This is a genomic window from Photobacterium minamisatsumaniensis, assembly GCF_050336695.1.
Taxonomy (GTDB): domain Bacteria; phylum Pseudomonadota; class Gammaproteobacteria; order Enterobacterales; family Vibrionaceae; genus Photobacterium; species Photobacterium minamisatsumaniensis.
Genome location: NZ_JAKJSI010000049.1, coordinates 1 through 13000 on the forward strand (window position 1 = coordinate 1; position 13000 = coordinate 13000).

13 protein-coding genes are annotated in these 13000 nt (G+C 41.2%); 11 read left to right on the forward strand and 2 right to left on the reverse strand.

Annotated elements, in window-relative coordinates; genetic code table 11:
- Positions 1-609: 609 nt before the first annotated feature.
- From L4D78_RS23205 to L4D78_RS23235, 7 genes are all read left to right on the forward strand, one after another.
- Entirely contained in the window at positions 610-1497 is an 888-nt protein-coding gene (locus L4D78_RS23205; RefSeq protein ID WP_428469127.1) for a DMT family transporter, read from the forward strand.
- 115 nt (positions 1498-1612) lie between these two features.
- A complete protein-coding gene (locus L4D78_RS23210) occupies positions 1613-2047 on the forward strand; it encodes a VOC family protein (protein ID WP_428469128.1) in 435 nt (144 codons plus the stop codon).
- Positions 2048-2155: 108 nt separating this feature from the next.
- Positions 2156-2854, forward strand: a complete 699-nt coding sequence (locus tag L4D78_RS23215; RefSeq protein ID WP_428469129.1) for a GntR family transcriptional regulator — start codon at positions 2156-2158, stop codon at positions 2852-2854.
- Positions 2851-3723: a methylisocitrate lyase gene (gene prpB / locus L4D78_RS23220; RefSeq protein WP_428469130.1), complete on the forward strand. Its 873-nt coding sequence runs from the start codon at positions 2851-2853 to the stop codon at positions 3721-3723. Before L4D78_RS23215 ends, prpB begins: the two co-directional genes overlap by 4 nt.
- A gap of 137 nt (positions 3724-3860) precedes the next feature.
- Positions 3861-5033 carry a bifunctional 2-methylcitrate synthase/citrate synthase gene (gene prpC, locus L4D78_RS23225; RefSeq protein ID WP_428469131.1) on the forward strand — a complete coding sequence of 391 codons (1173 nt, stop codon included), beginning with the start codon at positions 3861-3863 and terminating at the stop codon, positions 5031-5033.
- Between the two features lie 75 nt (positions 5034-5108).
- Entirely contained in the window at positions 5109-6560 is a 1452-nt protein-coding gene (locus L4D78_RS23230; protein ID WP_428469132.1) for a bifunctional 2-methylcitrate dehydratase/aconitate hydratase, read from the forward strand.
- 96 nt (positions 6561-6656) lie between these two features.
- Positions 6657-6935 (forward strand): hypothetical protein, encoded by a 279-nt coding sequence (locus L4D78_RS23235; protein WP_428469133.1) that lies wholly within the window; start codon positions 6657-6659, stop codon positions 6933-6935.
- 434 nt (positions 6936-7369) lie between these two features.
- Here L4D78_RS23235 and L4D78_RS23240 read toward each other — a convergent pair whose 3' ends face one another.
- Complete coding sequence (locus L4D78_RS23240; RefSeq protein WP_428469134.1) at positions 7370-8170, reverse strand: bestrophin-like domain; 801 nt, start codon at positions 8168-8170, stop codon at positions 7370-7372.
- Positions 8171-8328: 158 nt separating this feature from the next.
- Between L4D78_RS23240 and L4D78_RS23245 the strand changes: the two genes are divergently transcribed.
- Positions 8329-8760, forward strand: coding sequence for a universal stress protein (locus tag L4D78_RS23245; protein WP_428469135.1), 432 nt, complete (start codon positions 8329-8331; stop codon positions 8758-8760).
- On the opposite strand, the gene L4D78_RS23250 is transcribed toward L4D78_RS23245, so the two are convergent.
- The gene (locus L4D78_RS23250; protein WP_428469136.1) at positions 8757-9293 is read right to left on the reverse strand and encodes a GNAT family N-acetyltransferase; all 537 of its coding nucleotides are present in this window, start codon (positions 9291-9293) and stop codon (positions 8757-8759) included. The two genes, L4D78_RS23245 and L4D78_RS23250, sit on opposite strands and share 4 nt — an antisense overlap.
- Positions 9294-9587: 294 nt before the next feature.
- Here L4D78_RS23250 and L4D78_RS23255 point away from each other — a divergent pair, with 294 nt between their 5' ends.
- The 3 genes from L4D78_RS23255 to L4D78_RS23265 all read left to right on the forward strand — a co-directional run bounded on the left by L4D78_RS23255 (position 9588) and on the right by L4D78_RS23265 (position 12881).
- Positions 9588-11846 carry a glycoside hydrolase family 3 protein gene (locus tag L4D78_RS23255; RefSeq protein WP_428469137.1) on the forward strand — a complete coding sequence of 753 codons (2259 nt, stop codon included), beginning with the start codon at positions 9588-9590 and terminating at the stop codon, positions 11844-11846.
- 163 nt (positions 11847-12009) lie between these two features.
- Positions 12010-12492, forward strand: a complete 483-nt coding sequence (locus L4D78_RS23260; RefSeq protein WP_428469138.1) for a NanQ anomerase/TabA/YiaL family protein — start codon at positions 12010-12012, stop codon at positions 12490-12492.
- An 8-nt stretch (positions 12493-12500) separates the two neighbouring features.
- Positions 12501-12881 (forward strand): hypothetical protein, encoded by a 381-nt coding sequence (locus L4D78_RS23265; protein WP_428469139.1) that lies wholly within the window; start codon positions 12501-12503, stop codon positions 12879-12881.
- Positions 12882-13000 lie beyond the last annotated feature (119 nt).

The window sequence follows — 13000 nt, forward strand, 5'->3', positions numbered from 1 at the left end:
GGCTGTAATACATTAAAAATGACTAACGGAATGATATTGAACTTAATTTCTTTACAAAAAATAACTATAGAAAGTCAATGGAAAGCTTAATTTTGAAGGTTTTCCAAGTTAACTTATAGTTGGAAAAATGTTTTATTTTAGACTTTTGAAAAGCAAGTATAAGTGTAAGTGAATGTTTCCATTTAAGTGTGAGGCGTGAATAAAAATCCACTTAAAAGCGTTTTATTGTCATTGATGATTGTGTTTTTATTATTTTTGATGCTCGTGTGGCATATATTTGAGCGGAAATGAATAAAGGCAATATCTGCGAAACTAAATTCTAGCAAGTGTTGTGCGGACGATTTCCTTTGAGGTAGATCACTCTTTCTTATTGGGAATGAATGAGGTTAATAGTTCGCAGCTTGATATTTTATTGTTATAAATCAATGTTATGTGACTTATTTGTGTTGATTCTTATCATGTAGGCAAGCTGATTTTAGCTGGTGAGTAAAATAAATGTCTGACAATAAAGTCAGGATGTCTTTTTAGAGATATTTATTTTAAAACTGACCTGCCAGAATATGCAGTAGATGAATAATTCATCATCATATTCAAAAGAAAAGGCACGCCATGTTTTACTTATTTCCTTTATTGACCGTTTGTATTTGGGCAGGGAATGCCATTGTCAATAAGCTGTCTTACAGCGTTATTGACCCAGGAGCGATATCATTTTACCGCTGGTTTTTTGCTATGGCTGTGCTTACTCCTTTTGTGCTTCCTTCAGTTTGGCGCAATCGTGAAAAAATAAAGCCTCATCTTTCTAAGCTTGCATTTCTTGCTTTGCTGGGAATGGTGCTTAACCAATCGTTGGGTTATTTTGCTGCAATTACCACAACAGCCACGAATATGGCGCTGATCATGTCGCTTGTGCCTTTATTGAGCATGTTTTTAAGTGTGCCATTGCTTGGAAAGCGTATGACACCAATCGCTACCATTGGTGCCGTTATTTCATTTTGTGGTTTAGTCTTAATGTTAAGTCATGGCAATATTGCAAACTTGGTGTCTCAGGGAATCACTCAAGGTGATGGTCTGCTATTAATCGCAGCTTCTGTTTACGCATTGTATTGTGTATTACTTAAGCGTTGGAGAATGCCGCTGAGTAATTGGCAATCTGTATATGTGCAGGGTGTGTTTGCCGTCATTATGCTTTTACCAATGCTCCTGACCAGTGAGCGTATGGCGATTACCAGCGAGTCGCTTCCTTTGATTGCCTATGCTGCTATCCCTGCTTCTGTCATTGCACCTTGGTGTTGGCTAAAAGGAATTGAGATCTTAGGAGCAGACAGAACGGCAATGTTCATGAACCTAATGCCTGTAATAACAGCCATTATTGCTAGCATCACGCTAGGGGAGCAGCTAGCGATATATCATTATATAGGCGGTGGTATGGTACTGGCTGGTGTGTATTTAGCACAGCGTAAACCTAAGCTGGAAGTCGATAGAGCGGTGACAGCCTAGTACTTATTTGTATAGCGGCATTATATTACTTAACATTAAACGGCAGTAACTTAATAGTTGCTGCCGTTTTTGTATTGTAAACAATAAATCGTCGCGCATACCAAGGAGAGAGACTATGCAAGAAATTACCAAAGTGAATCATATTGGTATTCGGGTGAGTAGCTTAAAGAAAGCGAAGGATTTTTACCAAAAGCTAGGTTTCGACTTTATTACGGGCCCTTCAGGACCAGAGCCTGTCGCGATTCTATTGCACCCATCTGGTATTAATATCAACTTGATCCTCAATGCAAGCGATCGACCTAGTCACAACGTTCTGATGGATGACCCAATCAAATACACGGGTTATACCCATGTTGCACTAGAAGTCACTAATATGGCCTCAGTACTGGAGCAATTAACGCTTCTCGAATTGATCCCAAGCAGCGGGCCAACGAGACACCCTACAGGTATTTCTGTGTTTTTCCGCGATGATGATAATAACGTTATTGAATTGATTGAATATGCCGGATTAGAAGGGTTAGAAACCAATACTGTCGACAATTTAGACTAAGGTCTAACACAAGGTGTTAACAATTTATTTGGTATTTGCATATTCAATGTCTATATTAGCTATTAAGTTATCAAATTGTTGACAATATAGATGATTGAGAAAAACGTAATGCTTAAAAGTGTCGACAATCTTTCTGATGTGAAAGAGTCGACTAAAACGGAGAACTTGACTGAGTTACTGGTGGACTTGATTGTCAGTGGAGAGTGTCCTGCCGGAAGTAAAATCTCAGAGCCTGAATTAGCTAAGCGTTTCGGTGTGAGTCGCGGCCCTTTGCGTGAAGCCTTAATGAAAATGGAGTCATTTGGTTTAGTTGAACGCGTACCGCATGTTGGAGCGCGAGTGGTAGCCTTAACGCACGAAAAACTGATTGAGATTTATGCTGTGCGAGAGGCATTGGAAGGAATGGCCGCAAGACTCGCTTGCATTCATATTAATGAAGATGAACTCGCAGGATTGGAAGCATTATTAACGACCCACCAACAACACATTGATGACGTCGATGGCGCCTCGTATTTTCACCAGCAAGGGGACTTCGATTTTCATTACCGTATTATTAAAGCCAGTCGAAACAGTAAGCTTATTAGCTTATTGTGCGATGAGCTTTATCATTTACTTCGCATGTACCGCTACCAGTCACAGCGCTCTCACTCTCGTCCAGAGCAAGCAATTAAAGAGCATTTTCATTTACTTTCTGCACTTAAAGAGCGAGATGGTGAATTAGCCGAGATGTTAATGCGGCGACATATCATGCGTAGCCGGCAGTTAATAGAACAGCAACTACATACCGATAAGGAGATCGTGTCATGAGCCCAGGTAAACGCTTTCGCCAAGCCGTTGCAAACAATCATCCATTGCAAATTGTAGGAGCAGTGAACCCTTATTGTGCAATGATGGCTGAACAAGTGGGCCACCAGGCTGTTTACCTATCAGGTGGAGGTATTGCCAATGCATCCTATGGGTTGCCTGATTTGGGGATCACGACACTCAATGACGTTTTGGAAGATGTCCGAAGGATCACTGCGGCAACAAGACTTCCGTTACTGGTCGATATCGATACCGGGTTTGGTGGCGCGTTTAATATTGCGCGTACCATTAAAGAAGTGGAGCGGGCAGGGGCCGCGGCCATTCATATGGAAGATCAAGTCGCGCAAAAACGCTGTGGTCATAGACCTAATAAAGCCATCGTTAGCCAAAATGAAATGGTTGATCGGATAAAAGCGGCGGTAGATGCCAGAGACAACCACGATTTTGTGATTATGGCACGTACCGATGCGCTAGCCGTTGAGGGTATGGACGCTGCGATTGAGCGAGCAATAGCCTGTGTAGATGCCGGTGCTGACATGATTTTTCCAGAAGCCATTAATACGCTAGATCAATATAAACAATTTTCTGCTGCGGTCGATGTGCCTATTCTTGCCAACATTACGGAGTTTGGACAAACTCCATTGTTTAGTTGTGACGAATTATCTGAGTGTGGTGTTGATATGGTGTTGTATCCGCTATCGGCATTTAGGGCGATGAATCAAGCCGCTCTCAATGTCTACCAGCACTTATTGAGTGATGGTCACCAGCGTAATGTGGTCGATACAATGCAAACCCGTGAACAGCTTTACCACTATCTTAGCTACCATGAATACGAACAGAAATTAGATGCGCTGTTTAAGCCTAAAAGATAATTAGACTCGCAGTGTAAGCTTCATTAAATAATAAAAAATTAAATTCTAACGGTTGTTAGAAGGGCCTTCTGCAACCTAGAAAATGCAAAGAATAAAAATTAAACAACATTCCATAACGTGATAATAAGGAGTCTGCTATGACTGCGATAGCCGTAGCTGATGTGAAGAAGGATGAGTTAGATAATAGCAATGCAGTAACTGGAGCTGGCCTACGAGGTCAAAGCGCTGGTACAACCGCCTTGTGCACCGTTGGTAAAACAGGGACTGGATTAACATACCGTGGTTACGATATTACGGATTTAGCCAATAACGCTGAATTTGAAGAAGTCGCACATTTATTATTGCGCGGAAAATTACCGACTCAAGTTGAATTAAATGAATATAAACAAACATTAATAAAATCACGCGGTTTACCTGCTGCATTATGCCAAGTGCTAGAAGCCATTCCAGCAGATGCCCACCCAATGGATGTTATGCGCACGGGGTGCTCGATGTTGGGGAACCTTGATCAGGAAATGGACTTTTCCGAGCAAGGTGAGAAAACAGATACGCTACTAGCGATGCTACCGGCCATCATTTGTTATTGGTATCGCTATAGTCACCATGGTGTCCGCATTGATACCGCGAGGAGTACACAAGACAGTATTGGTGGCTATTTCTTAGAAATGCTCACCGACAAAGCCCCTTCGGCATTACATAAACAGGTAATGCACTGTTCATTGGTGCTGTATGCCGAGCATGAATTCAATGCTTCAACATTTACAGCCCGTGTCTGTGCATCAACATTATCTGATTTGCATTCGTGTATTACAGCGGCAATTGGAAGCTTACGAGGACCATTGCATGGTGGTGCCAATGAGGCGGCAATGGCGATGATTGAGCAATGGAAAACGCCCGATGAAGCAGATGATGGCATTATGCAAATGCTGGATATAAAGGAAAAAATCATGGGGTTTGGTCATGCCATTTATCGTGAGTCCGATCCACGAAATGCATTAATTAAAGCGTGGGCTCAAAAACTCTCAGAAGATGTCGGTGACAAGCACTTGTATGCAGTGTCAGAGCGTGTTGAGCAGGTAATGAAACGCGAAAAAGGACTATTCTGTAACGCTGACTTTTTCCATGCTTCTGCCTATCACTTTATGGGGATCCCGACGAAACTATTCACCCCCATTTTTGTGATGAGTAGACTAACTGGCTGGGCAGCACATGTTTATGAGCAACGCGAGAATAACCGCATTATTCGTCCGAGTGCCGACTATCAAGGACCTGAACACCAAGACTGGTTACCCATTGAACAGCGACGTTAGTGATTTAGACGGTTAGATACAGTCTTCAGAATATGCCTGCATTAAGTGATTAATAATATTAAGGATGAATAGGTCATGAGTATGAACGTTGATATTAATGAACGCCCACAACCAGATAAGTTACTGGTTCAAATTGCCGAGTATGTTGCGAATACGGAAATTCAATCATTTGAAGCATACAACACCGCAAGAAATTGCTTAATCGACACCTTAGGTTGTGGTTTATTGGCTTTACGTTTTCCTGAGTGTACTAAGCATTTAGGTCCAATAGTTCCCGGTACAACGGTGCAAAACGGTGCACGTGTACCGGGGACGTCTCATGAGCTTGATCCCGTTGCAGCGGCATTTAATATTGGCTGTGTTATTCGGTGGTTAGATTTTAATGATACTTGGCTTGCGGCAGAGTGGGGGCACCCTTCAGACAATCTCGGCGGTATTCTTGCCACTGCAGACTATTTAAGCCGCGTTGCTGTATCGCAGGGAAAAAAGCCCTTAACCATGCGTGATGTGCTTACGGCTATGATTAAAGCGCATGAAATCCAAGGGGTGTTGGCGCTTGAAAATAGCTATAACCGTGTAGGGCTTGATCATGTTCTCTTGGTACGTGTTGCTTCAACAGCAGTAGTGACCAAAATGTTGGGTGGAAATCGAGAACAAATTATCGATGCCGTTTCACAAGCTTGGGTTGATGGCTGCGCGTTGCGTACTTATCGCCATGCGCCTAATGCAGGGTCGCGCAAATCGTGGGCGGCTGGTGATGCAACTTCACGTGCAGTGCGCCTTGCAATGATCACCATGAAAGGTGAGATGGGTTTACCGTCGGTATTAACAGCCCCACAATGGGGGTATTACGATGTGTTGTTTAATGGTGAACCGTTCAAAGTGAATCAAGTGTTTAGCAGCTATGTGATGGAAAATATACTGTTTAAAATATCTTTTCCTGCGGAATTCCATGCACAAACAGCGGTAGAGTGTGCAGTGACATTGCATGATCAAGTCAAAGATAAGATTGATCAAATTGAAAGGATAGAAGTGACAACACATGAATCGGCCATTCGTATTATTTCGAAGGTAGGCGACTTAGCAAACCCCGCGGATCGAGACCACTGTCTTCAATACATGATTGCCGTACCACTGCTTCATGGTAATTTGATAGCAGAGCACTATGAGGATGATTTCCATAATGATGACCCTCGTATTGATGCCCTACGAAATAAAATGGAAATCATCGAAGACAAGCGTTATAGCCAAGAGTACCTAGAGTCAGACAAGCGTTCGATTGCGAATGCGATTCAAGTTTATTTTTCTGATGGAACATCGACCGAAAAGGTGATCGTAGAGTACCCAATTGGTCATCGTCGCCGCCGTGAAGAAGGTATTCCAGTACTTGAACAGAAGTTCATGCGTAATTTACAGACCCGCTTTCCTGTGGGTACTAGTCAGCTAATTTTTGATTTGTGTAGTGACCAAGGCAAACTTGAATCTACCCCTGTGAACGAGTTCATGTCGTTATTCGTGATTAACTAAACCATATTGAACCAGCCTTAGGTTAGTCAATGTGATCTTGATCATGTTTTGTTTCTGGTCTATCAATGATAACAGTGCATTGCAAAAGGAGGCGCCATGCAAGTTAATATTATCGTAATGATTATTACCCTAGGGTTCTTGGCCGTTGATAAATTTTCGTGGTTTGATGATGGTATCGAAGAGTATGTTAATGCCCCGCGCAACGAACCATCCATTATTTTATCTGATAGCCCCAGCCCCAATGAAAAAGGGGTTGAGGCCGAAAAGATAATGACTGAAAATCAGAAAAAGTTGGCTAATTATTATGAGCAAAGCATGCAACCGGCAATAAAACACGTTGTATTGGGAAACCTGATTGTTCCCGCAAATTATTAAGTGGTTATTTATGGGTCTTGAAAAGTGCCAACTTATCTAAGGAGAGCTTGGCATTAATCCTTCTTGTAGTTTTTCAAGAAAGAAAGCCTTACTTTATTGATCACTGTTTGACTTTTATTTTTAACTTTTTGTCTAACCAATTTGGTATCCGTACTCATTGTAATCGTCCTAGGTAATCCATGCCTGTAAATCTCTTTTTATGCATCGTATACAGCACAGTGCTGTATGGTAATTCCAACTCTGTGTGATGTTAGTCCCACTTATCGATATGAATATACACGATTCAATCAGTTATTTGTATAGCAATATGCTTACGATTGTATGAATGGTTTGTTTATACGAGCTAAATCAAAAAATAGATAGATTTGTCATACATTTAATTGTTGGTATAGGCATATAATTTTGCTACGCAACTGCTTTTTTGTGAGAAAGTGTCATATTTTATTTGTATTTAGCATATTGTCTAAGCTGTCACGTAGATCTATGAGAGGTTGCTGGCTAATGTCGATAATACTTCTTGCAGGCCTGTCGAGCTCAACGATGAGTGTCAGTACAATTGAAAAAGCCAACGCAAACGGGATAGCGGCGACTAATGCTCGTCCTTTATTTTGCGCACCAACCTGTAGACCATTAAGCCCAACGGTCAGGAAAGTGAGTAAGCCGAGTGTCAACCAGATACTCAAGGGAATACGGCCACGAATGCCTTTATTGGCACGTTCTGTATGGAGATCAAAGACTTCATTTAGTGAGTTGATATAAAGCAGCAATTGCTGGGGCGATGTTGATGAATGAGCAGCCATGGCTTCGTGCCAAAGCTTTAGCTGTAGTTCTTCACTTTGTTTAATGATTGAATTTACAAGCTTCTTTGTTTGCTTAGGATCTTCAACAACCCTTATGGTGACATACTCTCTTAGTAGTTCGCGGCTTCGTGAGCGGTAAGGTTCATCGAGCAAGGATGTGCGGAGGATTGTAGTGCCTACGGCATTGGCTTCTTGGAGTACCAGCTCTTTTCTTTCTGCAGATTTAGCCGCTGCCATACTAAATGTAATCGCTAGGATAAATGCCAATAAACTCGCTAAGCCAGTCGCCATCGGGCTTATCGAGTGGCTAATTTGTTTCGAAGGAAAACCAAGGGCTAATCGGTACCCAAACTCAAACATCAACGCAATGACAGCAAAGATCAGGGCGAGAATTGTGTAGATAGAGAGAGAATCTAAAAAGGACTCTTGATACATACAACGACCTTGATTATTGGTTATGGTTATGGTTATTCGGTTGCTGATAACAGTATAGCGGCTTGGATATGCGACGTTTTCTTACTGTAAAAGACAACGCAATATTACCGGATGATTTATAGTGAAAGAGGTATTCAGAGTAATTTCGGATTCAAACCATGAATTATAAACATGTGATGCTAGCCGTGAATTTTAATCAAGATGCTGAAATGTTAGTGATGAAGGCTGCACAGCAAGCAAGAGTCAATCACGCCCTGTTCAGCGTTATCCATATCGATCCAGATTTTTCAAAAATTTATGAGGGCGTACGCGAATTTAATCCAGAACGGTTTGATGAAAATGTACATAGTCATTCTGTGGTAGCAATGACGAAGTTACTCAAAGGGGCGAACTACCCCATTTACAAGCATGTTTTTTATGCAGGATATGTTGAGGATCAAATCATAAAAGCGATAGACCAATATGATGTTGATTTATTGATTATAGGCCATCATGAATCAACACTTTTCCAGCAGTTGACGATGTCACCGAGTGAACCTCTGCTGAGAAAAATGCCATGTGATATTTTATTCATAAAGCTAGAGCGTTAAAGCTGGTTACTCAACTTGGTTAGCGTACTTAATGTCCCCCAACGATAAACAAATTCGTCAACCGTGCTACCTTCAGGTGCTTGCCATTGTTGAGCTTTAGCTTTGTCAGCCCCAAGGTAATGATAGAAAGCCTGTGCGCTGGTGTTTTCTGCAAGTACCTCAAGGTATAGTCCATCTAAATTGGCTTCGATGGCGGCTTGCTTTGCTGCATATTGTAGTAGTAGCCGACCAATACCTTGCCCTTTGAACTGCGGGTTTACATGAAGGTTTTCTATTAGTGTCCCCCAGCTATCGTCTTCATCAATGTAGCAGCAGATAAACCCACATAGCTTATCGTTTTGAACGGCAATAAAGACCCGTTGATTTGCTGGTGGCGACGAGAAACGGTTTTGCCATAGCTGCGTTCTTTCTGAAAGCAGACCATGTTCTAGGTAATCTGCTTTGAGTAAACCCTTGTAAATGGTTTGCCAGCTGGTGGCATGAAGTTGAGCTATTTTTTCTGCATGACTCTTGTCGGCTGGAATGATCTCCACATACGCTCCTTACTTATTATTTAGTGGATAAATTTACTTAAAACTACCCCCAATATATCGCAAATAAATGGAATGTTGATTGGTTAACTATCAATATTTCATTTTATTTTCTGTGATTCACATAATGAATACCGATGAAACATTGGTCATAAGTTTTGTTTTGTGAGCAGTGTTAACCAAATGTTTAAATTGGTAGATCTCTGTCTGATTTTTAGAGTCTTTTGGTTAACCAAATTTAGGTGGGGACTATGATAAAGCTGTTGTTTAAACTAAATATAATATTAAAGGCACACTATGAGCAGCAGACTCTTTACCCTAGCACCAATAGCAGTAGCACTCCTTTTAGCGGGATGTAATTCGTCATCAAGTTCTAATGACGATTTAATACAACCGGTTGTCCAATCTAAAGTACATGACATTTTAAGCGTTGATGGTTACCAATTCCGTGATGCCAATGGTGATGGTGAGCTTAACCCATATGAAGACTGGCGTTTAACCTCTGAAGAGCGTGCAGCTGATCTAGTCAGCCGTATGACTCTCGAAGAAAAGGTCGGCATGATGCTGATCGATACTCTTAATGCCGAAGCTTATGGGTATATTGGTGGTCAGCACCAAGACTTTGTTAATCGTCAGAAGATGAATCGTTTTATCTTCCGAAATAATATTCTTACTCAAGACGAAATTGATGCGCTTACAGATGAAGAGCGCCAAGATGGAGGGGCTGGTGGTGGTCCTGGCGGTCCGAATTATGTAATTAGCCCAATGGAAGCGGCTCAGTATATGAATACTATGCAAGAGATGACCGAGCGTACACGTTTGGGTATCCCTGCACTGTTTAAATCGAATGCACGTAACCATATAGACCCAAATGCGAAAGCGGGAATTAACGTCGATTCAGGTGCTTTCTCGGCGTGGCCAAAAGAGGGCGGGCTTGCTGCAACGGGTGACATGGAACTTATTGCTGAGTTTGGTGAAGTGATGCGTGCTGAGTGGAACGCTATTGGTTTGCGCGGCATGTATGGTTATATGGCGGACTTGGCGACAGAACCACGTTGGTACCGTGTGCACGAAACCTTTACCGAGGATGCAGATCTAGCTTCCGAAATTATGACGTCTTTGGTTGGAAATCTACAAGGTAAAGAGGTTAGCTCCGACAGTATCGTGCTGACTATGAAACACTTCCCTGGTGGTGGCCCGCAGTTCCTTGGCTCGGACCCGCACTATATAGCAGGCCAGCATCAAAGCTACCCTGCAGGTAATTTTGATTATCACGTTAAGCCTTTTGTTGCGGCAATTGATGCTGGTGTCGCGGCAATGATGCCTTATTACGGAATCGTTGGTGGTGGCGAGTGGTCAATTAACAACCCTGATAATGAGACTGAGATGGATGCGGGTGGTGTATTTCTTGGTGATCTCTTACATGATCGTGTGAAAGATACCGTGCGTGTACCAAATAATGATTATTCTACAAGCGTAGGTTCTCCGGCTGGTAATGTTGGCGTTGCTTTTTCAAAAGGTATTTTGGATGATCTTTTACGTCAGGAGCTGGGCTTTAGCGGTGTGATTAACTCTGATACAGGCATCATCAATGATCAGAATAACGTGCATACTGATTACGAGATGATGCACAACAACCGAGCTTGGGGACTACAAGACAAAGATAAGACTGAACAATTTGTTATCGCAATTGAAGCTGGCACTGATGTATTCTCAGGCTTTAATCGTAATGAAGACATTCGCTCTGTTGTTGAGCAGGGCTTAGTGTCTGAAGAACGTATTGATGAGTCGGTAAAACGCCTATTGAAAGTGCAATTTGACTTAGGGTTGTTTGAAAACGCCTATGTTGATGCTGAGAAAGCTAACTCGATTGTTGGTAACGCTGATTTCCAAGAAAAAGCGCAGTTAGCTCAGCGTAAAGCCGTTGTAATGCTTGAAAATACCAATGCAACTTTGCCACTACCGACTACATCTAGCCTCTTTACCATGGGGATGGATGGAGAAATCGCTAAAGAGTATGGCTACGATGTGACGATTGGTGATGACGATGACGGGGATAAAATAGAAGATGCGAAAGGCCATGATTATGCAATGATTCGTGTACGTGTTGATAATATTCCGGCTGTAATAGGAAGCGATCCTTCAACAAATCGTGCTTTAGTATTTGGTGGCTCTGACTTCGATGAACTGTCAGTTCTCGATTTCACTGGTATGGCAGAGTCTAATTCTTGGGTAATTACGCCTTCTCTTGAAGATATCCAAGAAGTGATGGATGAAGTTGGTGCCGAAAATACTGTTCTCTCTGTCTACTTCCGTCAGCCATATGTCCTTGATGACGCTAGTGGCCTGAAAGACGCTGGTGCAATTCTCGCAACGTTCGGCTCGGATGACCGTGCAGTGATGGATGTGGTGAGCGGTGAGTTCAAACCTACGGGTAAACTGCCATTCGCATTGGCTAACAGTGCAGAAGCAATTATTAACCAAGACTCAGATGCCCCTGGTTATAAGGATGGAGATGAATTATACCCATTCGGGTATGGTGAAACATACAAGTAGAATATTAAGTTTAATTATTTAAAAATAAAAAAGGCCAGATAATTATCTGGCCTTTTTGTCTTATATTTATGAGCAAGATCAATAATTCCAAAATAACTGGTCAACCAATTATTGGTTTTGTGTATAATAACTGTAAGTTATAATTATAGTTGAAAATATTACAATGATAAAAGGCAACTTAAATAATATTGATAATTATCGTAATATTGATGAAGCAATCATGAATATTTTACGAATAGTTAAACGACGCTTGAACGAGAATTCAGAGATTGGCCACTACACAATCACGGGAGATAAAGCATTTTTCTTCATTGTTGATGACCATACTCAGTTAATAACAGAAAGACGTTGTGAAATACATCGTAAATACATTGATGTTCAAATAATATTAGAAGGTCAAGAGTGCTTTGGTTATAGTGAGCATCCTTTTCAATCGATTAAAGAAGATTTTCTTTTAGAAAAGGATGTTGCATTCAGCGAAGATATTATAGATGAAAAATTTATTATATTACAATCAGGTGATTTTGTGATTTTTGATACTCTTCAGCCGCATCGCCCTCTTATTGCTGTCAACGAATCTACTGCAGTAAAAAAAGCCGTTGTAAAAATTGATAAGTCTTTAGTCAATAAAATATGTGTTAAATAAGGATTAATATGAACGCTTATATGAATACATTAGAGTGGAATGATAGTGATATTCCCCATCGTTTATGGGTTGAAAAACAAAGTGATACGGAGACCCGTCTTTGTATGAAAATCATTAAAGATGTAGAGCCTGAGTTGCTTTACCTCGATTTACCTGTTCGTCAGGAAAATGTGCTCGGCGCTTGGCAGGGTAAGGCTTTTGCGGTGTCTGATGAATTTAATGATGGCACACTTTATTCTCAAGTAAGAAGCCTTTTTAACTTGAATGAAGGCTGTGTAGTCTGGATGGTCAATCATATTCAGCTGCCAGATGGTCGAAAAATGTCTGCAGATAAATTGGCTTTAATTCCTAATATGACTCAAGTAACAGGATCATTAGTCACAAAATAATGTAAAATAAACAATTTTCCTATATTTTATATTTTTAGTAAACATCACTAATTATATTTCGCACTTTAATTTTTATATCTAATCTCGTTGATAATTGAGTGTTAAGGTGATAATATTTA

What these genes read in the sequence shown, in the direction of transcription:
- L4D78_RS23205 (WP_428469127.1), top strand. Translation starts at nt 610, where the DNA reads ATGTTTTACTTATTTCCTTTATTGACCGTTTGTATTTGGGCAGGGAAT.
- L4D78_RS23210 (WP_428469128.1), top strand. Translation starts at nt 1,613, where the DNA reads ATGCAAGAAATTACCAAAGTGAATCATATTGGTATTCGGGTGAGTAGC.
- L4D78_RS23215 (WP_428469129.1), top strand. Translation starts at nt 2,156, where the DNA reads ATGCTTAAAAGTGTCGACAATCTTTCTGATGTGAAAGAGTCGACTAAA.
- prpB (WP_428469130.1), top strand. Translation starts at nt 2,851, where the DNA reads ATGAGCCCAGGTAAACGCTTTCGCCAAGCCGTTGCAAACAATCATCCA.
- prpC (WP_428469131.1), top strand. Translation starts at nt 3,861, where the DNA reads ATGACTGCGATAGCCGTAGCTGATGTGAAGAAGGATGAGTTAGATAAT.
- L4D78_RS23230 (WP_428469132.1), top strand. Translation starts at nt 5,109, where the DNA reads ATGAGTATGAACGTTGATATTAATGAACGCCCACAACCAGATAAGTTA.
- L4D78_RS23235 (WP_428469133.1), top strand. Translation starts at nt 6,657, where the DNA reads ATGCAAGTTAATATTATCGTAATGATTATTACCCTAGGGTTCTTGGCC.
- L4D78_RS23240 (WP_428469134.1), bottom strand. Translation starts at nt 8,170, where the DNA reads ATGTATCAAGAGTCCTTTTTAGATTCTCTCTCTATCTACACAATTCTC.
- L4D78_RS23245 (WP_428469135.1), top strand. Translation starts at nt 8,329, where the DNA reads ATGAATTATAAACATGTGATGCTAGCCGTGAATTTTAATCAAGATGCT.
- L4D78_RS23255 (WP_428469137.1), top strand. Translation starts at nt 9,588, where the DNA reads ATGAGCAGCAGACTCTTTACCCTAGCACCAATAGCAGTAGCACTCCTT.
- L4D78_RS23260 (WP_428469138.1), top strand. Translation starts at nt 12,010, where the DNA reads ATGATAAAAGGCAACTTAAATAATATTGATAATTATCGTAATATTGAT.
- L4D78_RS23265 (WP_428469139.1), top strand. Translation starts at nt 12,501, where the DNA reads ATGAACGCTTATATGAATACATTAGAGTGGAATGATAGTGATATTCCC.